Below are 23818 nucleotides of genomic sequence, written 5' to 3'. Positions count from 1 at the left end.
TATGGCAGCTACAAATATACCCGGATATACCTATGGCAGTGCTGAGCTTAAGAAATCTCCATTCACCATGGAAGATTTCGACAAACTGAAACAAGCCAGCTTATTTAGTGATGATGATGTGCGTTACTTGAAAATGTCGCACGACATACTGAAAGACCAGACAGAACAAATCCTGGATGTATGGTATGGCTTTGTAGGCTCGACACCGTTTCTGCTGCACTATTTCACCAATCCAGCAGATGGTCAGCCGGATACGAATTACCTGGGAGCAGTGCGTAAACGCTTTGGTCAATGGATTGTTGATACCGCAAATGCCGAATATGATCAGAACTGGCTCAACTATCAGTATGAGATCGGGTTGCGTCATCACAGCTCTAAAAAAAATAGTACAGACAACGTAAAATCTGTCCCGATTATTCACATACACTACATTTTTGCATTACTCATTCCAATCACGACCACACTTCGCCCATTTCTGGAGAAAGGGGGTCACTCACGTGATGATGTTGATCGCATGCAAGACGCCTGGCGCAAATCTGTCCTGATGCAAGTCATTCTGTGGTCACAACCTTATATTAAAGAAGGGGAGTTCTGAAAGTTCTGGAAGTAACATTTGTTACTTGCCACTTTCTGTTCAAACTGGATGAAGTAACCAAAATAAAAATGAATGCTCATTGAGCCCAATTGTTATTGCAACTGTTTTTTACTTACTAAGAGTAATAATCTTTTGTGCGCTAATGCATGATAAATGCCCATTTATCAGATAATTTTCCGATAAATGGGCATTTATATTTTTACTTGTAAAATGTGTTTAACTGATACGTTTTACAAATCATTCATAGCGATAGAATAAGTTTTGATAAAACTGGATAATCATCAATAACTAGCAAATCTTAAACTACGCATACGGGCATTCATAAAAACCGATCAGTTTAGAAACCGCCGTAAATGCCGTAAACAATCGCTCCAATTACAATAAAAACTGCTGTTGAAATGAAGAACAATCTCAGAACTTGTGCATCTGTTTCTCTTCTATTAATTTCAGTCATAACTAATCTCCTTATTTAAATAGATTACCACTTACTTAACTAAAGCCGATAACATCGACCCCCCTACTTTCACGAGCACAAAGTTTTGTGATCGTGTAACTTTTTATTGACCAACCATTCAAGGATTTGAATATATTACTTTTATTTCGTAACAATCCAATATGATTCAGATCATTTTACAAATTCTAACTCACATTTACCAACAATGAAAGTGTTGAATTAGAAACGCGTTATATGCATTCCTAGAACTTGAGCGGAACTACTCTCAAATTAAATCCCTTACGCTTGCCATTGCGCATTTCTCCAAGACGAAATATAAAAATCATACTCATAATGCTAAAGGCTTGAAATATCCTGTTAGCTCAAGATAACCTCGTCCAGCAGGTTTATTATCTCTAGTAAGTGTTACTGCACCTTCCCAGTAAACCGCTCCAGCTGATTGACGTGAATCCAATTCTTGATCATCGAGCAGTGGCATCAGCTGCCATTCCGTTTCACCTGTCCGGATATGCATAGCGACAGGATAAATAGCATCCGTATGGGGTGAGCGCCAAGTACGCGTAGGTGTAAACTCCACCTGCTCCGGATTGAAAAAACTAATATTGCCGGATGCATCGCGCAATGCGGCATAAGCCCAAACTTTACCGCCATTCTTGTGGCGTATTTGAAAAGCCATCAATGCTGAACCATCATCCAGATTGGCACCAACCCAATCCCATCCATCCGCATCAGAGTCCAGATATGCCGTTGACCACTCATGATCAAGCCAGGCACGGCCGCTGACAGTAACAGGCTTATTATGCCGAAAAACCGTACCGGTTACGCTTAAATGCGGTTCACTGTAATAATAACTTGCTTGCTCTGATTTGGGACCTTTACGGGAAAAGCCGTTTTGATCTTGCAGCATTATCATTTGTGTCGGTGTTAATGATAATTGCAGACCAAAATCATTGGCTTGCATATCCACCTGATAGTGCCCATCCTCTTCGCGCACAAATGTCCAGTCATTCAGCCTCACATCGGTATTCCCCTCTTTGGCATAAGCCAGATTGAAACCTTCACGGGCAGTCCTTTCAATATGCATTAATTTTCCCACTGCAGGATCGGAGAGTGCCAAGTGCGCGATAATCAAATATTTCGCCGCAAAACGACTTGGGTTATCCTGATTATGGCCAGTTGCATAACGAAAGAAAGTTACCTGGAAGCCGAGTGGCTTTTTATCCTCCGTCTCCAGCCAACCAGTAACATACCACCACTCAATCCGGAAATCCTGATGCGCGCCGTAATCGCGTGGAAAAGTCAGCTTGTAATCAGGTACAACCGGCATAAATTCGGAGGATTCAGCAAAAGCAGTTGCAGTAAACAAGCAGAAAGAAAGAACAGTTAATCTGACAAAAGGAAAAAAATAATACTGACTCATACTTTTACCACTCAACATCACCAATCCTCCCGTACAGCACGTATCACATGACCAGAAACCGCCTGACGCCCGGCGAGCAGTGCCGTCAGTGTTGCTGAAACCAGCATAACTGCGGCAATCACCATCAACCACCCCCACGGCAAATGCAATTGCATGGTCCAGTGAAAGGATTGCGGATTGACAATAAAAACCAGAATCAGGCTGATACCCCACCCCAACCCAAAACCCAGCATAACCCCAAGCGTCGTCAACAAGCTACCTTCTGCAGCCAGTATCGCAAGGATCTGCCAGCGCATGACACCGATATGCCGCAGCATGCCAAACTCTTTGGCACGCGCCAATGTTTGGGCGGAAAAACTCGCTGCAACACCCAGCAGTCCGATGACTACCGCCACGATTTCCAATATATAAGTAACGGCAAAACTCCGGTCAAAAATTTCCAGGCTCAAGGCGCGCATATCACTGGATCTGGATATCTCCAGCGCGGCTCCAAACGGCAATTGCCGCAAGTTTGCGATGGCCTCCTCCAACGTTATTCCGGGCTGTAACCACAAAGCCAATGTGTTGACACTCGAATCACCAGTCAGCGCCTGATAGTCTGCCAGTTGCATCTGCACAGCACCAAATTGGCGGCCATAATCGCGCCACACACCAGCAACCAAAAATTCACTGGATGTAGCACCGATGGGCAAAGTCACTTTTTCTCCAACACGATAGCCATATAAATCCACCATCGCTTCAGATACCCACACGGGCATGATTCCTTCAGATAGCAGTGCAGGCGCAATCATGTCATCCGTCATAGGCAACGTATTGCGCGGATCCGTCTGGTCAATGGGACGAGCGATCAATGTAATTTCCGGCCGATCAGCCTCCAACGTTAATGGTTGCGTACGGAAAAAATCCACCCGATCAAAATGAGGTAGTTCCGATATCACCTTTTGCTCATCGGGTTGAAAGCCTCCTTGATCACCCGTTGCAGTCACACGTACATATAAATCAGCTGGTAAAACCCGCTCCAGCCAACCATCCACCGATATACGAAAACTCGTCACCATGATCGCCATTGCGACCATCAGACTAAAACTGGCCAGGATACCGCCCAGTGCAATAGCAGCCTGGTTAGGTGCATTGGCCAGGCGCGTCAGCACCAAGGTAAAAACAGCGCCTATCCTGTGATGCAGTTTTACGAATAAAGCAGAAAAAACCCATCCCGCAAAGCGCGGCATCAACGCAATACCGCCAATCAGCAGCAGTGCGATAGCCAGATATCCAAATATCGGCAGTTCGAAAATAGGTGGAAGTTGGGTAAACAATAAGGCGAAAGACAGACAAATCACAGCAAACCACGGTGCAGACAATTTCGCCATGGCTAGCTCTTCACTGCCGGATCTCAATGCCAGCGCGGGCCTAGCGCGCACAGCCTCGAATGCTGGCACAAGACTGCCTAACATCGTCACGCTTAATCCCACCCAAAAGAATGTCAATGCAGCCAGCGGGTTAAAGTAAATACTGGGCTTAACGCCCGGAAAAAACATGCTGCCCAAATCTCCACCCAGAAACTGAATTGCCATGGCTGCGACAGCATAACCTAACATCAATCCCAGCATTGAGCCGATCACACCCAGAATCACTCCTTCAGTGATGATCTGCCGCAACAATTGTTGCCGTGTAAAACCGAGGACGCGCAATAATGCAAATTGCTGGCGCCGCCGGATAACCGATAACGCCTGTGTCGAAAATACCAGAAACGTACCGGTAAACAACGCCACCAGAGCCAGCATGTTAAGGTTGACGCGATAAGCGCGCGACATATTGGCAATTCGTGTTTCCTGATCTGTTGTTTCGGACACCCAATACGATTCGCCCAATTCTTCAGTCAGTCTGGCCTTAAATGCGGCATGATTGACGCCATCTTTCAGTTTCAGCTCGATCCGTGACAATAATCCGAGCTGCTGAAAACGCCACTGCGCCGCACCAATATCCATGGCCGCAAGGCGCTGTCCGGCCCGTGCCCGCACCAAACCACCCGCCACACGCAAAGTAACGGTTTGTAATCCCACCTGCAATGGCAACGAATCGCCCTGTTTAACTTGCAACCATTCCATGGCGGCCGGCGATAGAAAAATGGTATCGCTGGCTAGCCGATCCAGTGTTTTCCCTTCCTCGGGCAACCCCAGCAGATCGGGCGAAATCTCCGCTGCCCGGAACATGTCGATACCGATGATTTTCAGCTTATGATCATTTCTGTTTTGCTGCTTGCCCAGTGCCACAACATCCAATTCCAACACCGGATTCGCCAACGCGACACCTTCATGGCCGGCCAGCATCGGATAAAGCGATTCACCAAAGAAAGCCTTGCGGCCTCGCACCTGCAAATCCGATTGGCCGGAAAGACTTTTACTGGCGGCAGAAAATTCATTGAATGCCGCGGTATTGATCAGATGGATGGAAAACCCCATCGCAACGCCCACTGCAATGGCTATGAGCACCACAATCAGCTGCACCATATGCGCACGCCATTCACCAAACAGCAACCAGCGAAATAACGATATCGAATTCATTAGCTCAACTCTGACCTTGCAGGATGCAAGCCATCCTTGGTCAAATTCAAAACAATATCCGCCGTGGCAGCTGCCGCATGCGAGTGTGTTACGAGAATGCCCGTAGCGCCGTTTGATTTGATTTCCTTGCGCATTAACTGGAGAATCTCGCGCGCTGTATCCGGATCGAGATTACCGGTGGGCTCGTCCGCCAGAACCAGCTTAGGCCGGTGTACTAGCGCGCGTGCAATCGCCACGCGCTGCAATTCACCCCCGGATAGCTGGCGCGGAAAATGATGCCCCCGATCGTGCAGCCCCACCTCAGCCAGCATCTGCTCAACACGATCCAGCGACGCTTCATTCAGCAATAACGGCAAAGCGATATTTTGACGCAACGTCAGATGCGGCAATACGTGAAATGCCTGAAATACGAAGCCAAATTGTTCGCGCCGCAATTGCGTGGCTGCATCATCATCCAATGCCGAAATGGCAACGCCATTGATGCGGACCTCGCCTGAATCCGGCGTATCCAAGCCAGCGATCAGATTCAGCAAAGTCGATTTACCCACCCCCGAATCCCCCATAATGGCGACATACTCGCCTGCTTTCAGAGTGTACGTTAAGTTGGTCAGCACCTTCCGCCCTTCGGCATAGGCTTTATTGATATTGCATAACTCAAGCATTTGTATTGACACCCATGGATATTGAAACAGTTTTTAAATTCATCGAGATCGCTATACCTGGATAACCGCATAAAAATGGAGTAATGCTTTAATAAGCATACCAATCTGTGCTTAAATGTATCACGTAACAGAAATTATTTTTTAAAAATACAGGAGAATCCTATGGCACGAGCCAGCGCACGTCATATTCTGGTAAAAACCGAAGAACAATGTAACAGTTTGAAGGCTGAGATTGAAAATGGCGCCGAATTCAGTCAACTGGCACAACAATACTCATTGTGCCCTTCCGGCAAACAAGGCGGCGAATTAGGAGAATTTAGCCGTGGCCAAATGGTGAAAGAATTTGATACGGTTGTTTTCAGTGCACCGGTCGGTGTCGTGCAAGGTCCGGTTAAAACGCAGTTTGGGTATCATTTGGTAGAAGTCACTGAGCGTACTGATTGAAACACCTGTTTTTTTCTAGTTAAGCGAGACAGAGGAACATAAAGTTCCCTATTTCATCATGAAAAGGCATGAGAAAAGAAACCTCATGATCATTTCAATCGATACTGACTCTTCTGGTTCTTTGATTTCTGACCCCACATAAAAGGAGATATCATGACCCAACCAACAGAAGAATCGCACTCAAAGGGGATTATTATAAAACTGAGAGAACAGCTGAGCGAATGGTTAAGTCTGGCTTGGGATTACTTTGCTTTCTTGGTGCTCATACTAATCAGCCTGTTTGGTGCATTATATCCTATGTTCCATCAACTTTCTGGCTCTGGCCATGGAGTAGATCCTGAAGTTGCAATAATCAATGCAATGCAACATGAGGTTTCGGTAATTTTGCATGTACTTGGCGCTCTCTCACTCGTTATCGGAATAGGGTTATTCCATCATTTCCGTCGAGTGGAAAAACATTTTTCTACAGACGAAGCATTCTCTGCGGCTCTTAAAAAACATTTTGAGTCAGACCAAACTGACCACAATAAAATAAAAGAAGATCTCAAAGAAAATCAAAAATTCTTGCTTAACCTTTTGGGTGGGCGGTTTCTTTCAAACTATAAAGAAATTTATAGCTGTCTCATTTCACTCGCAACTAACGCAGAAACTGAAATTCAGTTATTGGTGTATGGGCAAATCTGGCTTGATAAGCAACCAGATAGTTGGAGTGAAGAACTAGCGAATCATTTGAAAACACAGAGAGACAATTACTTAAATGATATTAATTATAAAGTAGTTGCTTGCTTATCTATGCAAGAACAACATGAGTTTTTTGACACTTTAAAAAAACGTCTAGACATATATGAGCAACATGAAGTAAGTGACCTGGTTAAGCTACGGCTAATCGACGACAATAAACCAATTGGATTGAATGTGCTCATTATTGACAGAAAGCATGTTGCGCTTACCTTTCCTCATCATGGCGAAAATGAAGTAAATTCATGCATTATTTTCGAAGGCAGAGATGAGATTGCACAGCGATTGGCAAGCTGGTTCGATGACGGTGTGTTTAATCAAGCAGCCTCTTTTGAGAGCGTACTAAAAGAGTTAAAAACCAAACAGAATCAATAAAGCCTGGTATGGCAACAAAAGATGTGCTACTTGTCATGTTTGCCCAATAATCACATACATTTGTGACCCTTGTCTTGCATAATTTATAGATTGTTTCTTCTGCTCCTCCATCGATCATGGTTAACAATGATAACTTTTCACCGAGGGTGATGATGAACGAAGAAAAGAAAAAGATCATTGTCTATTATGATGGTGCCTGTCCCAGTTGCGTCAAGGATCGAGAGAACTACGAGAAATTGGCGGGCAAAAGGGCGGGAGAAGTGTGCTGGTTCGATATTACCGGGCAGGATGCTCATCTGCGTGACATCGGCATCGATCCGCACAAGGCTTTGAGCGAGCTACACGTTCGCGATGAACACGAACAGATCGTCTCAGAACTGGATGCTTATATTTTACTGATGTCCCGCGTATCCTTACTTAAACCGCTCGCCTGGCTGATCGGTCTGCCAGTCATCCGACCGGTGCTGTCATCGCTCTACCACCGCATGGTCCAGCGACGTTTGAAAAGAACCGGGCGGCTGTAGATGGATGAAAAGTGCTCTTTCCAGAGCAAGGACGGGGTCCAGATCACCTACCGACGGTGGTTGCCGGTACGAAGCGAACGCAATACGCCCCTCATACTGCTGCACGGTGCAGCCAGTAATTTCACCCGCTGGTGGTATTTCGTCCAGCATAGCCGTATGACTGCTGATCGCTGTTTGCTTCGCCCAGATCTGCGTGGCCATGGCGAATCGATGTGGCGTGGTCCGGCGCGCATCGAGGAATGGAGTCAGGATATCGTTGCACTGCTTCAGCATGAGCATAAATCGCACGCGATCGTGGTAGGCCATTGCCTGGGTGCCAACATCGCGCTGAACTTTGCATCGCGCTATCCCAATCGCTGCGCCGGACTAGTACTCATCGAACCTATCGCTGCTGAGGCAGTAACCGGCATACTCGCCCGGCTGCGGCCATTGACCCCGCTGCTACGTTTTGCGGTAGTATTGATTAAACTGCTCAACCGACTCGGCCTCTATCGACGCCAACTAAAAACCTTGGATCTCCAAGTATTGGATCGCCGCGTCCAGAAAGCGAGCCGCGCTGAGCTGAAAACTATGCTGGCAGACTATGGCTCACCCTGGCAAGACCTGAAGATTGTTCCGACAGTACAGTATCTCAGCAATCTCATCGAAATCATGCGTCCTTTGCCCGTTGCCACTGTGTATTGTCCCACCCTTATAATCCAGTCGAGTGGGCACAGTATTACCGATGCAAAACACACACAAAACCTGCTCCAGGTATTGCCTCAAGTGGAATTTGCAACCATCGACGCTGATCACTGGCTCCCGGCTACTCATCCTGATGAACTGTGCGAGCTGATCGATCATTGGGTTTTGAAAAATCCTGTACTACGCTAAGAACTCTTTACTTCAGAATGTGAAGCTAGTCGGGAAACCCACCTGTTTCACTACAAAAATTACATACCACCCATCAAAGCCGATTTAAGTGCGGCTGCAAGGACGTTCTCACCACTTTCTTCAACATATCGCAGAATAATAGGTATGAATTTTTGCACCATTTCGGGCACCAAGCCGAGTTGCAGGAAAGTACCTGCCATACCGCCGCCCCCGATTGGATTTGCCGCAGGTGCAGCCGCCAGCAAGCCTGACATATCGGGAACCAAGTTACTCAGGGCAGTAAAATTTGCTGCTGACATTCTGGATTTGGCTAACTGGAATAATGCCCCTGTTCCAGCTTCTGCTTGCAGCTGGGTCACGCCTAATTGCTGTATTAATAATCTGGTCAGCCCGGTTGCGGAAGTCGTAGCCGAGATAGCCATTGTTGTGGCCTCGCCAGCTTGTAGAGCTTGTGTGATTTTCTGCGAGGCTCCCGTTGCGCCTGGAAAATTACCCAAATCAACCGCATGCACATAACTAGCTGGGAATAGTACAATACTCAATAAAGAACATACACTTAATGATGTGATTTTTTTCATCATCGATACTCCTTTATGAAAGAACTGTGCTTGATCTGTCTCTTATCTAGAGCTTCACCAAAAATTTAAAAAAATTTATTGGCTTTTCATTATTGAGAAATAAGAATATCCTATTTTGAGATAGGGGCCTTTTCTTACATATATGGAGGTTCATGATGTCTTATATATATCACAAGTCGTTTATCTATAAAGGATTTTATGTTTTTTTATTTATCGTTATGCTCGGCTTACTGGGATGCGATAAGAATGGACCCGTTATACCCCCAGAACCAAAGCCAATTACCCAAAAATCTGTTGTATTTAATGATATTGAAAAACTAGCTATTCCATTTTCATTCCTTAAAACAATGGATAAAATCGTTGCTACTGCAGGTGGAGCGTCAACATCTTCAATTCTAATGCTGAGAAGTATCCTAGATTCATTTGCGGAAAATTCATTTGCTCATCCTGTTTCAGGCAAAACGATTGCTGTCACCGCTCGGCCACTTGAATCAATAATTAATCCAGAGGATTTATTGAATCCAGACTCACCTGATGGCATGATTCCAGTCGGGCTATTCAATCGTTTTGATCTGGCACCTGTCGATGGCAGCAATTGTGGTGAATACCGGATTGTTTACGCAAAAAAATCGAGTGGACCATTAGATCGTTTGACCATGATCTTTGAAGCCAGGATTCCCAATCCAGACCCCAGTCAAGGTTTGGCAGGATGCGCTCCAATCACTGACTTCTGGGCACAACGCTCTCAAGATGCCGATGCAACTCAAACGGTAACCGAGCTGGAAAAATTCTACTATCAAGGTATTTCTGGAGTCCAACCGGTTGTCAAAGCTGAAAATTATGGTCTACCGCTGGGACAATTGCGTGTTAATCTATTTAAAACACCTGATCCTGGTCAGATTAAGTGGTCTCTACGTGAATTCTTAGTAAGCTTTGACGAGAATGACGGTCGAGCAATCTTTAAGCCTGAACCAGTTGACGATTCACCAATTGCCGCCTTGTTCCGCGCAACTACAAGTTTGCCTGATGGATTCAATGAAACAGATCAGAGTGAATTCCATGACTCTTTCCTCGGCCAGTCATTATGTAATCTGGTTAACCCAGATCGAATTAACAGCAATGCATCTGCAGCAGATGTCATTAACGGAATCAGGGCTGGTTATGATCCCAAATTCAATGATTTTGAGTCCATTTCTCAAGATGAGGATGATAATCCTGCTGCCGATACCGATGCTCAATTGCTTGACCAAGTACAAGCCCGTCTTGCTTCGCTGCCGGATCTCACCGGTGTATCCCCTGATCAATTGATGAATCGTGCTGGGACTATGACATGTGGTGGCTGCCATCAATTTTCTGCGGGCAAAAACCTTGGCAATGGCGCTACTTGGCCTGCTAGCCTTCGCTTTGTACATATTAATGAAGCGGGTGAATTATCGCCGCTTTTAACGGAAGTTTTTATTCCTAAACGTATACAGATTGCACAGCAATTTAAAGAAAATCGCGATGCCTTTCAGCAAATCGCAGCACCCTGCCCCGGCGTCGTTTCCGCCTCGGAAAGTGTTACGGTTTCGAAGGTGAAAAAAGCACGTGAACATGATATTTATAAGAATGTGGATACGGCTCGTGATCAGATTCAACAAGTTATCCAAGCACCTGTAACCCAATCAGAAAAATCCGAGAAGCTAAAAACTATACTTCCGGAGCTTAAAGAAGCTACTGATCTTGCACGTAAACGGGAAAGAGCTGCTCAGGGTGCCTATACTCCTGCTCGAACACATTAACCTGGGCAAACTTGCTTCTGACCAAATGTAGTTCAGTAAGGGAAAAACCAGGAGCGATTTGGTTTTTCCCAATGGTTTTATCTTTTGAAAAATTCGACACTACAATTTACTTAACGATTACGTGGGATGTGCTGCGAGGCTCTTACAATGATCAAAGTTTGAATTAACGGTATATGGTGAACGGACTAAACAGTTCCGTGTTCAACAGTATCTTTTATAGAGCCAACATGCATTCATCCACTCCTTAATCGAAGGTGAATCACATGAAAGACTGGAATGTTGTGGTCACTGTCGCAGAAAATTGCTTCAAGGACGGTTTTTCTTTGCTGACGAAGTATGGCCACGTTGAAAAGACATCATTTTATAATGTGTTAACCCTTAAGGTAGCGAATATCGACGCGTTTCTCGAGTCTTTCCTTCAGGATTTGCAAGCAGATCCGGCCTATATGCACGTATTCTGCCGGGTAATCCCTTGCACTCATGGCTTTTTCTTTCAAACGCTCGAAGCATTTGAGGAAGAAGCCAAGCAGTGCATTCAATTATTCTTACCGCAACTGGCGCATCAAAGCTTTCATGTTCGCATGCATCGCCGTGGTTTCCACGGCACGATAAAAAGCCAGGATGAAGCAGGTTTGCTCGGTGACTATGTGGATGAACAACTGCGATCGCAAGGCGCAGCAGGTAAAGTGACCTTTGATGATCCTGATGTCATTCTAGATATTGAAATCGTCGCTCAGCAGGCAGGTTTGTCATTATGGTCCCGCGATCAACGCAAGCGCTACCCCTTCTTGAAATTGAACTGATTCAACAGTTCAGACACACCATTGAAATTTGCCAAGGGGTGTAGGCAAAGCTCCAGAAAGATTCGATGCCGTTAATATGCTGCTCCCCACTGGCAAACTCATTGTCACCGACCATACGCCCCGCGGCTTCGTTTACCTCGAACACTCGTTGTGCGCCGTCATGCGATTCAAGCTCGCAGTACCGGGCAATCCTCTACCGCACCCTAAGGTAAATGATATTGCAAATCGGATAGAGATATCGGTCAACTGAGCTGTGCTAGTAGCAGTAGAATCGCGTTGCAAAACAACGAATCAGTTGCCTAAAAAGGCTGAAGCCAGATTCTGGCTGAGCTAGATCTATTCTAAAGATCGGTCCCAGTAAGGCATATCTCCAACGTGTTCTGACAGGAAATTAATAAAAGAGCTTATCTTTTTCGGCAAATGTCTACTTGGGAGATAACAAGCATAAATATGACGCTCTACCGATAGGTATTCTGGAAGCACCGCCTGGAGTCGTCCTTTTTGTAATTCCATGCCAATAGTATAGGTGGGTAACAAAGCGATTCCCGATCCATAAAGAACTGCCTGAGCAAGCGCATCATTATCATTGATACGTAAGGTTCCTGATACTGGAACCTTGATCTTGCCTTCAGGCCCCGTGAAACGCCAGTAACCTTGTTCAGCTGAGAGTGCGCAATCGAGACAGTTATGTTTTACTAGATCTTCTGGTGTTTGTGGCACGCCCCATTGTTGAAAGTACTGAGGAGTTGCACACAATATGCGACGCACAGGCGCAATCTTACGAGCCACCACATTGAGATCAGGCTCATTTGTCACGCGAATTTGTACATCATATCCCTCTTCGATCAAATCACCTGGACGATCGGTAATGGTCAAATCAATTTTAATTTTAGGGTAACGAGCAAGAAAACAAGGCAGTGCTGGAGCGACATGGCGCGTTCCAAAAGAGCTTGGCGCACTTACTTTCAGTGTTCCGCGCGGCTCAGCATGAAGGCTATTTACTACTTGTTCGGCATGTTCAGCTTCAGCCAGGATACGTGCCACATGTTCTAAAAGCGCGATACCTGTCTCTGTCAAACTAAGATGTCGAGTACTTCGGAGAAGTAATCGTGTACTAAGATCTTTCTCAAGTTTAGCGACGGCTTTACTGACCGCTGCACGAGAGATATCCATACGACGCGCCGCTTCCGCAAAACTACCTGCCTCCACGACCCGTGCAAAAATGATGAAAAGATTCAGATCTTGCATAATGCAATTGTATCCAGTTAGGAAACAAAATGTTTCATTTTTTGCTACTTCTATCTGATGTGTTCTGTCTATATTATCTCTTACAAGGTAAGATATTTATATTAGATACCTTGAAGCAATGATGGTTGTTATTGTAATTAAATGACTAATATGTATCCAGCCTTAGTTAGCTCGTTCTTGATCACTTAAAGTGATGTATTGTTGGTTGATTAATTAGGGGTTTTATTGTCAACCTGGAAGAGCTTAATTTTAATATGGTTATTTTTACAAGTCAGACATTCCTCTTTACTACTTGCATAAATAATCAATAAATGTACTACAAGGAGTAAAATCTATGGAAACCAAAGAGTTATTAAAAGCACCTCAGTTATTTGTAGTTTATGCAATTGCTATCCTTTATACAATCACGTTCTATTTAGCGGCAGTTATATCGCCATCTGCTGATAATGCAGCATGGGGCCTGCAAGGCATAAATCAGGTTGCTAAGCTAGAAACAAATAGCACTAATCGTTCTCAAGTAGTGCGGAATAACAGCTTAGGTTTAACCTGATATAGACCGTGCCCCCGTTTTTGTAATCAAGTAAATCATTGCAAGAGAGCAAAAAAGCCAGCGGGGGCATTTGAACAAAAATATGCGGCTAGGAAAAACAATAACAATACAAATATGAAGAAGTTAAACAAATGAAACATCTTTTTCGGCAAGGTATGGGTACTATGCGAGCAAAACGACCAGATTGTCTGACCGAACCCTTTCAGAACCGGACATATGGACCTACCGCATCTGGCTCCAGAGCAAACAGACTTCCCCACAGCAAATGAGTGAATATTAGAGCACCGATATAGTTCTGAAATTGCTGCCATGTCATATTCTACAAATACGATGAGCGCCATCAAGATTAAACGAGTATACGAAAAGGCTACAAAAGATGAATACAGGGTCTTGGTGGATAGATTGTGGCCTAGAGGATTGACTAAAGAACAGGCAGCAATTGATTTGTGGTTAAAAGAGATTGCTCCTTCGTCAGAATTACGTAAGTGGTTTGGCCATGATCCAAAAAAATTTCTTGAATTTCGCACTCGTTATGTTGAAGAACTTGCACAAAATCCTGCTGTAGCAATTCTTTCAAACTTATTAACCAAGCATAAGAATGTAGTCTTGTTATATGCAGCTAAAAGTGGGGATATTAATCATGCTATCGTGCTTAAAGGATTTATGGAATCACGTAGATAGTCCTGGTTTCGTACACCATTTATGGACATTATCGCTGATCATATTTACCCACCTTAGGGAAACGCTGAATAATTCACCGCAAACCAGAGTTTTGCGAGCGATTTTTGGGTATCAGGTAAGAATCCGGTATTTTCTGGCCTCAATTGTGTCATTTTTTGCATTACTTCCCTCTTTTTTGTTTTCAGGACGCAACTTGGCTATTAGTGCTACATAGCCACCGCCGAGCCAGCAGCAAATTGGCCAACCCAAACAGCGAGAACATCTGAGCTGTATTCTTGGTCATCCCCTTGTAGCGGGTCTTGCGGTGCATGAATAGATTTTTTACGACATGAAAGGGATGCTCAACCTTGGCACGAATACTGGCCTTTGCATGCTCAAGTCTCTCCATCAGTTCACCAACCATCGTTTTGGGCAATGTTTTACGCCTGGAAGGACGCATCGCAATAGGCCAGGTCACGGGCAGTTCAAGATTTTCTTCACGTTTCTCAACACCCTGATAGCCCGCATCACCAAACACATCCGTTTCATCACCATGCAGCAGCGCCTGTGCCTGAGTGACGTCGTGAATATTGGCAGCCGTTCCGATCAGGGTGTGAACAAGCCCTGACTTCGCTCTACACCCATAGGCACCTTCATGCCGAAATGCCACTGCTTGCCTTTCCTGGTTTGATGCATCTCGGTATCGCGCTTTCCTTGTCTATTCTTGGTCGAAGGCGGCGCGGCAATCAGTGTGGCATCAACAATGGTGCCTGCGCGAAGAAATAGCCCCCGATCAGCCAGATGCGAGTTGATCGCATTGAAGATGGATTCGGTCAGATGATGCTCTTCCAGTAGATGGCGGAATTTGAGCAGTATTTGTTGCATCCGGTACGGCTTCCCGATTCAGATCAATGCCAACAAAGCGGCGAATTGCCTGACTACCGTATATGGCATCCTCAACGCATTCATCTGAAAAACCAAGACACTGTTGCGCAACATATATACGGAGTATGCGTTCCAGACCAACGGGCGGACGAACAGGTTTTCCGCTAGCCGGGCAGAATGGAGCAATAACACTCAACAGGGATACCAGTGAGTGGCCGCTTCAATTTCGGCCAGAAAACGATCCCGTCGCGTTTGTTTCTTCTTTGACGCATATTCCAGTTCAGAAAAGCTCGATTGCATCGATTTATTCCATATTATCAGTCAGTGGATTCTATCAGTCTTCAGCATTCTGATCCGATGTATCCGAATAAATTAGTGTTTCCTTAGAATAAAGCCAAAATACTAGGTGCATGCCTCTTTGTCGGCGAAGTTAATGATCGTGACCGAATTCCATGTTGCCACCTGCGAGAGTATTAGTGAAGCGTATCCGGCAGATTGGTCCCACTTGAGAGAACTCGGGAGCAAGAATTCCAGCTGCTTTCCCAGATCTACCAAACTTATCCGAGTTGGATCAAGTTCAGCAATTCCTGAGCGCTGATCTTGCCGCTGATTTCACCACCTTCCAGGACGCTATCGGCAAGATCGCGCTTGTGCTTGTGCAGCGACACGATTGCTCCTCGATGGTGTTTTTCGTCACCAGACGGTATACGGTGACGGGGCGTTGCTGGCCGATGCGGTGGGCGCGGTCGGAAGCTTGATCCTCGACAGCCGGATTCCACCAGGGATCCATGTGGATAACATAGTCCGCAGCCGTTAAGTTCAAGCCTACGCCACCGGCTTTCAGGCTGATGAGAAAGACATCGCCCTGTCCTGCCTGGAAGGCGTCTACCCGCTTCTTGCGTTCCACTGGCGGGGTTTGCCCATCCAAGTATTGATAGTCGATGCCTTTTTCGCCCAGATAGCTACGAATAAGGCTGAGATGGTCGACGAACTGGCTGAACACAAGGGTTTTATGGCGATTGTCGAGAAGTTCATCCACAACTTCGCCAAACAACGCCAGCTTGCTGCTGGAAAGACCCAGATCCGGCGCTACCAGCTGCACATTGCAGCAAGCCCGGCGCAGCTTGGTGATCGCAGCCAATACCTTGAAGCGTTTATCTTCCTCTGGCCCCTGAGTTTCATTCAGCTCGTTCAACAGCTTGCGACGCAAGGCCTCGTAAAATATCGCCTCCTGCTCGCTCAGCTCTACTTGCAGCTCGATCTCGGTGCGCGGCGGCAGCTCGTCCAGCACCTGGGCCTTGGTTCGCCGCAGGATGAAAGGCTGGATCATGCGTTTTAGCCGCTGGCGCGCCTCACGATCCTGGTTGCGTTCGATAGGCCCAGTGAAGCGGCGGTTGAAGCTTTCCAGCGAACCGAGCAAGCCGGGATTGATAAATCGGAATAGATTCCAAAGCTCGCCCAGATGGTTTTCCACCGGTGTTCCGGTGGTGATGATCTTGAACAGGCCTTGGAGGGCCATGGCTTGCTGGGAACGCTTGGTTGCCGGATTTTTGATGAGCTGAGCCTCATCCAGCACGATGATTTGCCATGTGGGTACGGCCAGAAGCTTACCGACGGATTCCTGCTGCAACAAGGCATAACTGCAAATTAAAAGGTCCATCGGGCGCAGGCTCTCGATCAGCTTTTGCCGATCACCGCTTCCCAGGATTTGAGCGTTGAGCGTCGGTGCAAAACGTTGGGCCTCGCTCTGCCAGTTCATGCAAACCGAGGTGGGTGCAACCACCAGGGTCGGCCCCTCACCGGCCCGGCTCAGGATCATGGCCAAGGCTTGCAAAGTCTTCCCCAAGCCCATGTCATCGGCAAGGCAGGCACCCACACCCCAAGCGGCCAGCCGGAACAGCCATTCGAAGCCATCGCGTTGATAATCCCGCAACTCCGCCTGTAAAGTGGACGGGAGCTTCGGTTGGATTTGTTCTGCCTGATGCAATCGCTCCAATTGCGCTCGCCAAGCGGAATCACCTTCAAACTCACCCACTTCTTCAGCGATTTCATCCATGATCGGCAACGCCAACGAATGGAGTCGCTGTTCCTTGCCGTGTTTTTCCGAATAAGCACGCAGATCGTCCAAACGCTTCTTGAACGCTTCCGTCAGGGCCAGGAAGCGGTCTTCATCCAGGCGGATGAATTTATCCCGAATACCCTCCGTCAATTCTAACAGGCGCTGCATGTTCAACACCTGTCCATCGTCCAGCTTGAGCTCGCCACTGACGCTGAACCAGTCACGCTGCTGCTTGATCTTGATGCTGAACTGACTTAATCCAACCTGCCCCAACACCTTGAGTTTCTCGCCTTGCGGCCATTCGATCTGGGTCTTATCACCTGCTTCCTGCAGTTCCAGCAAAAACTCCAGGCTACTTTCAGTATCTGCCAACAGCCAGTGAAAGGCCGTCACCTCTTGCGCTTGATTGGCGAGACTGGGGCAAAGCGAGATGAGTTCATTCGTCAGCTTTCGCTCTAGCTTGAGATCGCGCAGGGCTTGCAGGCGCTTGCCACCAATTTCCGCAATCAAGCTGGAGCCGCCGGAACCGGGGGTGCAATACGAACCCTGTTCACCAAAGGGGCGGGTCAGGATAGCGGCGCGCAGCCCTTCGCCTTCTGGAATCAGTTGCACGTGGGGGCGGGCATGAGCTGTGACTGTTTCGGCGGCGACCAATTCTCCGCCACCGATATCTGAATGGATGGTCACCAGGGTGGATACCGCACCCAGGCTGGCCAGAATGCGCTCTTGAGCGGATACCGGAGCTTCGATTCCCTTGCCGATAATTTCGGCAAGACGGTGGTGCTTTGGCTTAAGTTCGACAATTTTGAGACGGGTCAGGCCATCTTCGGCCAGCACCACGCTCTCTTCCTCATCGCACAGCGGCCAGAATTCGATTTTGACTTGCTCGCTCTTAGGCTTTTTTCTGACCCGCAACTCCGGCTCAGCAGCGACCAGTTCCACGGCGACGCCACTATCCTTCCACGACACATTGGGCGCACCCACCATCGCTAGCCAGCCACGGCTGGACAAGGCATATCCCCCTGTGTACGGATCGGGAGCAATATGCGCGGCCACGCGGCGATCTTGCGCGGAAAAATAAGCTGTCGATTCTGCCATTTCAGCCACTTTCTTCATCGACAATGGCTTGCCCTTACTCCAGCTGCCATTGGCGTTACGTTTCTGTTCCCGTGCCTCCAACGCGAAGCTAAGATAGGCGTGCTCGCGCGACAGCAACCAGGCTAGGCGATATTCGGCTGTTTCGTCTCTCTTATCTATAGCCGCACCGCGCACCGCGGTATTCTTGATGGCGTTCAGGGCGCGCTCCCAAGGCTCCTCGTGTTGGCTACGATTGACCAGAAGCCTGATACCCTTGGCGCACTCGAAGGCATCGACCGCACTTTTCATATCAGTCTGCTTCGGTTCGATCCGCGCGATCAGTGTAGCCAGCTCCGCTGCAAGCCACCCGTAACCGCAATGGGTGGCTTGTTGCTGATAAGCCTTCGCTTGCGACAAATAGTGGGATAATTTTGTAGCCTGCTCGTATTGATGGAGCAGCCACAAGCCGATCCAGAAAATCCAGGGATTCGTATGACCATACCGTAAGATCTGCTCAAAACGCATGTTCAATTGTGTCAGGGCGCCGGGCTGATTTCGTTGCAACTCAGGAACAAGCTTCATCAACATAAAAACTGAGCCAAAGGAATGATTTTCAGAAATCGTCTCCAGAAGTTTTTGAGCCTCTTCCAGGTCGCCCGCCTGGTTGCGCTGAAACAAACCTAATACAAAGAAAAACCCCACAACCCCCGAAAAGAATACTCTGCGTTTGCCTTGCCCCTTACGCAACAAGCCCAGCCCTTCCCGATAATATCGCAGCGCACTGTCATGATCTCCTTCCAGCAGTAAAAGCAATCCCCGATAAGCCCGTTCACGGTAGCTGACTGAGCAACGGGACAACGCGGCCTGCGCGGCCTGCATCTCACCCCTTAAAATCGAAATCAGGGTCATGCATAGCTGCCAGTCTTCAGGCACAGACACGGATAATCCCTCACATGCTTCGCGCAACAGATCGAAGGCCGCTGCATCCAACTCCCAAGCTGCAGCCCTCTGCAACAGAATCAACGGCAAGGCAGGTTCTCTGATTTTTGCAGGAAGACGCACGAACCATTCACGCTCAAAGGGATTATCGCAAACCATTGCGTAAATTGGCACGGGATCAGGCCAGCGTTGCAGCAGACCGTTCCGGTAGAAATATTTCAGCCGTTCCAGCATTCCGAACAAGCGATTGATGTAAAGCTCGTCCGCCCGGTAAATACCGATACGCACTTCCCGAATCAGTTCGTCATCATCGCGAAACTGGATGTCATCCTTGGCGGTTTTCTGATAGCCTGTTTGCAAAGGAGCGGCGAGGCGCACCAGATCAACATAGCGTTCGAACGTGCCACTTGCGACGAGTTCGCGCGTCACCAGTTCGATAATGAGTCTATTGCACCTTAAACGGTGACCACCCCACGACGTTTTTTCGACTTCGAGCAGACCGCTGCGCTGCAAGAGCTCCAGCTCGATTTTGGCTGCCTCATCCGCACCTAGAATTTTGCGCAATGGCGTTGAGCTAAACGGTCTATTCCGTAGCTGCTGGCTATCGCCTCATCCGCACCTAGAATTTTGCGCAATGGCGTTGTGATCTGCGATTTGTTGAGCCCGCCCCACACTACTGCCAACAAATTGATTGCGGTCTGTTCCATCGAGGTGCACTGCTGATAACGTTCAAACAGTTGCCGACGTTCTTCCTTGGCCGAAGTTGACATGGACTGATCTCTAATGGGCTTTTGCGTCTTTGGCACTCTCGATCACCATTAGGGTCGAATCGACGGCGGTGAGAGCACGATAAGTGTCTTCCGAGAAAACCCCATGGCCGGGGATATCGAGCAGATTCAGGACAAATTTCTTGTGCCCGAATTGAATGACTAAGGTGAGGAAGAGAATATCGTGTTGCTTTTCCATCTTCATCAAGTCTGAAGTCTCATGGTGACAAGACTTGTAGTTATTGACCAAATTTACTCTCTGGAAAGTACCGCCAAACTGGATGGACTTTTTGTGGAGCGCAATTCCACCCGTGTCAAGATTAGAAAGCATACCGTAGGTGTGCCAGCGACTCAACTCAGTAAGCAATTCAGACATAAGTCATTGGGAGCAAATTAAGTATTATATCGTACCAGTTCGCTCACCGTTGAATTTATGTACAAGTTTGGTTCTGTCGCATTACCAGCAAAAGCGCATATTTCAGATGAGCAGATCTGCCATCTTTAAAAACTAGGCGGATTAATTCCGCCAGCAACTAAAATTGATCTGTAAAAAACGCCTTATTTCTCGGGTGAAATCGCAAGATTTATATATGCTTCTCGTGAATCGAGCCGTGCGGCAATTCGCACAAGCTCATCTGGATGAGCGTCGGGATGTTAGAATTGATCATGTTTTTACTTATTCGCATCGCCTGAAGTTTTGATAATGCGCCCCATACTGGAAATCGCCGCAGCACTTGATCTGCAACCCAATGCACTGATGTGCTATGGCGAGCATATGGCCAAGCTTCGATTGAGCGCTCTGCCCAACAAAGAGGCTAAGCCAAAAGGCAAAATCGTGCTGGTTTCGGCGATTAATCCTACCCGCAGTGGTGAAGGAAAAACCACTGTTTCTATTGGCCTGGCGCAAGGTCTGGCCCGCATCGGTCAGCATGCAGCACTTGCCTTGCGCGAACCCTCGCTGGGACCCATTTTTGGGGTCAAGGGTGGTGGCACTGGCGGCGGATACTGCCAGCTTGAGCCTTCGACGCGCATCAATATGCACTTCACCGGAGATTTGCATGCTGTTGCTGCAGCCCACAACCTGCTGGCCGCCTTGCTGGATAATGCCATTCATTTTCGCAGCGAACTGGATCTGGAGCACCGCCAAGTCTTTTGGCGCCGTGTGCTGGATGTGAATGACCGCGCCCTGCGTCAGACCGTGATTGGATTGGGCGGGCGTCTCAATGGCGTGCCGCGTGAGACCGGCTTCGACATCACCGCAGCTTCGGAAGTGATGGCCATTCTCTGTCTCTCCGAGGATCTCGCTGATCTCAAGAACCGGCTGGGGCGCATCCTGGTTGGATTCGACCGCGCGGGTAATCCGGTAACGGCACACAGTCTGCAGGCAACGGGCGCAATGGCGGCTCTGCTGCAGGATGCGATACTGCCGAATCTGGTGCAATCGACCGAAGGTGTGCCCGCTTTTGTGCATGGCGGCCCTTTTGGCAACATCGCCCATGGTTGTAATAGCGTGGTCGCCACCAAGGCTGCCGCCGCCTGCGCGGACTTTGCTGTGACAGAAGCGGGCTTTGGTTTTGATCTGGGCGCCGAGAAATTTTTTGACCTAAAATGCCGTAGCTCCGGCCTGTGGCCTAGTGTAGTTGTCTTGGTGGTAACCGCGCGGGCATTAAGAATCCATGGCGGCGGCGATCCTGCTCACCCTGGTCCTATCACAGAAATCGAATGCGGCCTGGAGCACATGGAGCACCATGTCCACAGCGTGCGCGCCTTCGGCTTTGAGCCGGTCATTGCCATCAATTGTTTTGAAGGTGATACTCAGCAAGAACTGGCTGTCATCGAGAAGGGATGCGCCAGGCTTGGGCTGAATGCCGCCCTCTTTACCGGTTTTACCGATGGCGGCGCCGGGGCAGAAACGCTGGCGCATGCGGTCGCCACTGTCGCTGCTCAGCCGACCCCGCCTGCGCGCTATCTTTATGAGCTGGCGTCACCTCCCGAGGAGAAAATTGCCGCCGTCGCTCAGACCATTTACGGCGCCAGTGATCTTGAATTCAGTCGCACCGCCAGAAAGGAACTGGAGCGGGTGCGCTCACTTGGTTACGACCGGCTTCCCATCTGTATCGCCAAGACCCATCTGTCACTCAGCAGTGATCCTGCTCACGTAGGCCATCCCAGAGCATTTGCACTGCCAGTCGAGTCAGTGCGCATCGCCGCCGGAGCAGGGTACCTGCTGGTACTGACCGGCGATATCGTCACTATGCCCGGCTTACCGCATGATCCGGCTGCACACCGTATTGACCTGTCCGATGATGGGGAAATCATGGGCATTTGACCGCCCTGCCTTGTGAGGAAGGGTCCCAATATTGCACGAAGAGAAATGGCAATTCCATTATTATCATTTATAATTCAGTTAACTTAATTTGAATAAAGAAAAGGGATTGCCAGTGAATTACGCCATGACTTGGCGATTCAATCAGCAGTTGAGCGCACAGAGGTATTTGCGAGCAGTTCCACCTTGTGTGGCCTGAAACTGATCAAAATCGGCGCCTGGCAAATGCGATCTTTATTTTGGACGCTCGTGCAATATTCGGGCTAGCGATTAAACTTCGCCAGCACAGACAATAAATAGTCGACATCTTTTTCGGTATGCTCGGCCGATACCTGCAATCGAATTTCCTGCCCCCCCTTCGGCACGACAGGATAATTGAGTCCCGTGGCCAAAATCTGATGCGCAAATAAGTGCGATACCAGAGCCGAGGTTTTTTCCGTGTCTCTGACCAGAATGGGCACAATAGGATGCTCGCCGGACAGGGTTTCAAAATCCAACCGCTCCAGGCCGGTCCTGAGCCGCTCGCTCAGGCTGCGTAATTTCTCCAGCAAACCTAAGCCTTCTTGGCTATCGACAATATCAAGCGCGGCTATGGCTGCCGCCGCTTCGGCCGGTGTGATCGGATTCGAATAGATATACAACGGTGCGGTTTCGCGCAAATAAGCAATGACCACAGAGCTCGCCGCCACATAACCGCCATTGACACCGAATGCCTTACCAAGCGTAGCAATCAGGATATCAGCCTTGCCACCGCAATATTCTTCGGTACCGCGCCCGGTCTGACCGAAAGCGCCGACCCCGTGCGAGTCATCGACAACCGTGATAATGCCCTCTTCGTAGCCGGCTTCATGGCGCTGGCAGCAGCTATTGATTTGATCAAGCGACGCATGATCGCCGCGCATGCTGAAAATGCCGTCCGTCACGACGCAAACCCGCCTGACCTGGCCCTTATTGGCTGCAAGGATGTGATCCAGCGCCTTCATATCCGCATGCGCATAGACTTCTTTCCTGACCGGATGCGCCAGGCGGATCGCGTTGATAATGCAGTTATGGTTCAGGGCATCGCTGACAACCAGTGTCTCATCGGAAATAAACTGCGGCAGAACGCCTATCATGGTCGCGTAGGCCGCACTCATGATCATGGCCGCATCGCGGCCATGAAATTGCGCCAGCTTTTTTTCCAACTCGACATGCGACTGATAAGTACCGCTGATAAAGCGCACCGCGCCGGGCCCCGTGCCGAATCTTTCCACGGCTTCGGCTTCTGCTTGAATGAGCTGAGGATGCTCGGTTAATCCCAGATAGGAATTGGAATTCATGCGCAGGAATGCCTGATCGCGATAGCCGTCCAGAAAATAGCGCGGGCCGAAACCGTCTATCGCAGCCTTTCTGCCGGTAATGATTTTCTCATTACCCTTGCTGATGCCCTGCTGTTGCAGCAGTGCTAATTTCGCCTTGAATAACTGCTCTATTTTTGTCAGCGACATAACTATCTC

At 48.2% G+C, this 23818-nt stretch carries 19 protein-coding genes and 2 pseudogenes; 10 read left to right on the top strand and 11 right to left on the bottom strand.

The window, feature by feature from the left end:
* Position 1: 1 nt before the first annotated feature.
* Positions 2-595, top strand: coding sequence for a protoglobin domain-containing protein (locus BM021_RS05255; protein WP_090719611.1), 594 nt, complete (start codon positions 2-4; stop codon positions 593-595).
* Positions 596-1377: 782 nt separating this feature from the next.
* On the opposite strand, the gene BM021_RS05250 is transcribed toward BM021_RS05255, so the two are convergent.
* The 3 genes from BM021_RS05250 to BM021_RS05240 are packed head-to-tail and all read right to left on the bottom strand — an operon-like array spanning position 1378 to position 5695.
* Positions 1378-2487 (bottom strand): lipocalin-like domain-containing protein, encoded by a 1110-nt coding sequence (locus BM021_RS05250; protein WP_256207785.1) that lies wholly within the window; start codon positions 2485-2487, stop codon positions 1378-1380.
* Positions 2487-5033 carry an FtsX-like permease family protein gene (locus BM021_RS05245; protein WP_090719609.1) on the bottom strand — a complete coding sequence of 849 codons (2547 nt, stop codon included), beginning with the start codon at positions 5031-5033 and terminating at the stop codon, positions 2487-2489. The genes BM021_RS05250 and BM021_RS05245 overlap by 1 nt, the downstream gene beginning before the upstream one ends.
* Positions 5033-5695 carry an ABC transporter ATP-binding protein gene (locus BM021_RS05240; protein WP_090719607.1) on the bottom strand — a complete coding sequence of 221 codons (663 nt, stop codon included), beginning with the start codon at positions 5693-5695 and terminating at the stop codon, positions 5033-5035. The genes BM021_RS05245 and BM021_RS05240 overlap by 1 nt, the downstream gene beginning before the upstream one ends.
* A gap of 162 nt (positions 5696-5857) precedes the next feature.
* Here BM021_RS05240 and BM021_RS05235 point away from each other — a divergent pair, with 162 nt between their 5' ends.
* The 4 genes from BM021_RS05235 (at position 5858) to BM021_RS05220 (ending at position 8649) form a co-directional block, all read left to right on the top strand.
* A complete protein-coding gene (locus BM021_RS05235; RefSeq protein WP_090719605.1) occupies positions 5858-6139 on the top strand; it encodes a peptidylprolyl isomerase in 282 nt (93 codons plus the stop codon).
* A gap of 153 nt (positions 6140-6292) precedes the next feature.
* Entirely contained in the window at positions 6293-7252 is a 960-nt protein-coding gene (locus tag BM021_RS05230; RefSeq protein ID WP_090719603.1) for a hypothetical protein, read from the top strand.
* 149 nt (positions 7253-7401) lie between these two features.
* Positions 7402-7776: a thiol-disulfide oxidoreductase DCC family protein gene (locus BM021_RS05225; protein WP_218147818.1), complete on the top strand. Its 375-nt coding sequence runs from the start codon at positions 7402-7404 to the stop codon at positions 7774-7776.
* The gene (locus BM021_RS05220; protein WP_090719600.1) at positions 7777-8649 is read left to right on the top strand and encodes an alpha/beta fold hydrolase; all 873 of its coding nucleotides are present in this window, start codon (positions 7777-7779) and stop codon (positions 8647-8649) included.
* Positions 8650-8708: 59 nt separating this feature from the next.
* On the opposite strand, the gene BM021_RS05215 is transcribed toward BM021_RS05220, so the two are convergent.
* Positions 8709-9230, bottom strand: a complete 522-nt coding sequence (locus BM021_RS05215; protein WP_218147817.1) for a DUF2780 domain-containing protein — start codon at positions 9228-9230, stop codon at positions 8709-8711.
* 149 nt (positions 9231-9379) lie between these two features.
* Here BM021_RS05215 and BM021_RS05210 point away from each other — a divergent pair, with 149 nt between their 5' ends.
* Together BM021_RS05210 and BM021_RS05205 are read left to right on the top strand one after the other, a co-directional pair.
* Complete coding sequence (locus BM021_RS05210; protein ID WP_143074297.1) at positions 9380-11008, top strand: hypothetical protein; 1629 nt, start codon at positions 9380-9382, stop codon at positions 11006-11008.
* Positions 11009-11271: 263 nt separating this feature from the next.
* Positions 11272-11811, top strand: a complete 540-nt coding sequence (locus tag BM021_RS05205) for a THUMP domain-containing protein (RefSeq protein ID WP_090719593.1) — start codon at positions 11272-11274, stop codon at positions 11809-11811.
* 8 nt (positions 11812-11819) lie between these two features.
* Here BM021_RS05205 and BM021_RS16565 read toward each other — a convergent pair.
* Together BM021_RS16565 and BM021_RS05200 are read right to left on the bottom strand one after the other, a co-directional pair.
* Positions 11820-12160, bottom strand: a pseudogene (locus BM021_RS16565) (hypothetical protein); the annotation flags it as partial.
* Positions 12148-13059, bottom strand: a complete 912-nt coding sequence (locus BM021_RS05200) for a LysR family transcriptional regulator (RefSeq protein WP_090719591.1) — start codon at positions 13057-13059, stop codon at positions 12148-12150. The gene BM021_RS05200 and the pseudogene BM021_RS16565, both read right to left, overlap by 13 nt.
* A 334-nt stretch (positions 13060-13393) precedes the next feature.
* Here BM021_RS05200 and BM021_RS05195 point away from each other — a divergent pair, with 334 nt between their 5' ends.
* Together BM021_RS05195 and BM021_RS05190 are read left to right on the top strand one after the other, a co-directional pair.
* Positions 13394-13609, top strand: a complete 216-nt coding sequence (locus BM021_RS05195) for a hypothetical protein (protein WP_090719589.1) — start codon at positions 13394-13396, stop codon at positions 13607-13609.
* Positions 13610-13918: 309 nt separating this feature from the next.
* The gene (locus BM021_RS05190) at positions 13919-14290 is read left to right on the top strand and encodes a DUF488 domain-containing protein (protein ID WP_256207784.1); all 372 of its coding nucleotides are present in this window, start codon (positions 13919-13921) and stop codon (positions 14288-14290) included.
* A gap of 181 nt (positions 14291-14471) precedes the next feature.
* On the opposite strand, the pseudogene BM021_RS05185 reads toward BM021_RS05190, so the two are convergent.
* The 4 genes and pseudogenes from BM021_RS05185 to BM021_RS05170 form a co-directional block, all read right to left on the bottom strand.
* Positions 14472-15454: pseudogene (locus BM021_RS05185) on the bottom strand (IS5 family transposase).
* A gap of 277 nt (positions 15455-15731) precedes the next feature.
* Positions 15732-19793 (bottom strand): DEAD/DEAH box helicase, encoded by a 4062-nt coding sequence (locus tag BM021_RS05180; RefSeq protein ID WP_090719585.1) that lies wholly within the window; start codon positions 19791-19793, stop codon positions 15732-15734.
* Positions 19778-19999 carry a hypothetical protein gene (locus tag BM021_RS05175; RefSeq protein WP_090719583.1) on the bottom strand — a complete coding sequence of 74 codons (222 nt, stop codon included), beginning with the start codon at positions 19997-19999 and terminating at the stop codon, positions 19778-19780. The genes BM021_RS05180 and BM021_RS05175 overlap by 16 nt, the downstream gene beginning before the upstream one ends.
* Positions 20000-20009: 10 nt before the next feature.
* On the bottom strand, positions 20010-20372 hold the full coding sequence (locus BM021_RS05170; protein ID WP_090719581.1) for a GTP-binding protein: 363 nt from the start codon (positions 20370-20372) through the stop codon (positions 20010-20012).
* A gap of 327 nt (positions 20373-20699) precedes the next feature.
* On the opposite strand from BM021_RS05170, the gene BM021_RS05165 reads away from it, so the two are divergent.
* A complete protein-coding gene (locus tag BM021_RS05165; protein ID WP_218147816.1) occupies positions 20700-22325 on the top strand; it encodes a formate--tetrahydrofolate ligase in 1626 nt (541 codons plus the stop codon).
* Positions 22326-22585: 260 nt separating this feature from the next.
* Here the strand turns inward: BM021_RS05165 and BM021_RS05160 are convergent, their stop codons facing one another.
* Positions 22586-23809, bottom strand: a complete 1224-nt coding sequence (locus BM021_RS05160) for an aminotransferase class I/II-fold pyridoxal phosphate-dependent enzyme (RefSeq protein WP_090719577.1) — start codon at positions 23807-23809, stop codon at positions 22586-22588.
* Positions 23810-23818 lie beyond the last annotated feature (9 nt).

Source organism: Nitrosomonas sp. Nm166 (assembly GCF_900112825.1).
GTDB lineage: Bacteria > Pseudomonadota > Gammaproteobacteria > Burkholderiales > Nitrosomonadaceae > Nitrosomonas.
This window is presented reverse-complemented; position numbering and strand designations above follow the sequence as displayed.

Excerpts from the sequence above, each read along its gene's own strand:
- BM021_RS05195 (WP_090719589.1), top strand. The coding sequence starts at position 13,394 with ATGGAAACCAAAGAGTTATTAAAAGCACCTCAGTTATTTGTAGTTTAT.
- BM021_RS05245 (WP_090719609.1), bottom strand. The coding sequence starts at position 5,033 with ATGAATTCGATATCGTTATTTCGCTGGTTGCTGTTTGGTGAATGGCGT.
- BM021_RS05205 (WP_090719593.1), top strand. The coding sequence starts at position 11,272 with ATGAAAGACTGGAATGTTGTGGTCACTGTCGCAGAAAATTGCTTCAAG.
- BM021_RS05215 (WP_218147817.1), bottom strand. The coding sequence starts at position 9,230 with ATGATGAAAAAAATCACATCATTAAGTGTATGTTCTTTATTGAGTATT.
- BM021_RS05160 (WP_090719577.1), bottom strand. The coding sequence starts at position 23,809 with ATGTCGCTGACAAAAATAGAGCAGTTATTCAAGGCGAAATTAGCACTG.
- BM021_RS05210 (WP_143074297.1), top strand. The coding sequence starts at position 9,380 with ATGATGTCTTATATATATCACAAGTCGTTTATCTATAAAGGATTTTAT.
- BM021_RS05175 (WP_090719583.1), bottom strand. The coding sequence starts at position 19,999 with ATGTCAACTTCGGCCAAGGAAGAACGTCGGCAACTGTTTGAACGTTAT.
- BM021_RS05190 (WP_256207784.1), top strand. The coding sequence starts at position 13,919 with ATGTCATATTCTACAAATACGATGAGCGCCATCAAGATTAAACGAGTA.
- BM021_RS05170 (WP_090719581.1), bottom strand. The coding sequence starts at position 20,372 with ATGTCTGAATTGCTTACTGAGTTGAGTCGCTGGCACACCTACGGTATG.
- BM021_RS05200 (WP_090719591.1), bottom strand. The coding sequence starts at position 13,059 with ATGCAAGATCTGAATCTTTTCATCATTTTTGCACGGGTCGTGGAGGCA.
- BM021_RS05230 (WP_090719603.1), top strand. The coding sequence starts at position 6,293 with ATGACCCAACCAACAGAAGAATCGCACTCAAAGGGGATTATTATAAAA.
- BM021_RS05235 (WP_090719605.1), top strand. The coding sequence starts at position 5,858 with ATGGCACGAGCCAGCGCACGTCATATTCTGGTAAAAACCGAAGAACAA.
- BM021_RS05240 (WP_090719607.1), bottom strand. The coding sequence starts at position 5,695 with ATGCTTGAGTTATGCAATATCAATAAAGCCTATGCCGAAGGGCGGAAG.
- BM021_RS05220 (WP_090719600.1), top strand. The coding sequence starts at position 7,777 with ATGGATGAAAAGTGCTCTTTCCAGAGCAAGGACGGGGTCCAGATCACC.
- BM021_RS05255 (WP_090719611.1), top strand. The coding sequence starts at position 2 with ATGGCAGCTACAAATATACCCGGATATACCTATGGCAGTGCTGAGCTT.
- BM021_RS05165 (WP_218147816.1), top strand. The coding sequence starts at position 20,700 with ATGCGCCCCATACTGGAAATCGCCGCAGCACTTGATCTGCAACCCAAT.
- BM021_RS05250 (WP_256207785.1), bottom strand. The coding sequence starts at position 2,487 with ATGTTGAGTGGTAAAAGTATGAGTCAGTATTATTTTTTTCCTTTTGTC.
- BM021_RS05225 (WP_218147818.1), top strand. The coding sequence starts at position 7,402 with ATGATGAACGAAGAAAAGAAAAAGATCATTGTCTATTATGATGGTGCC.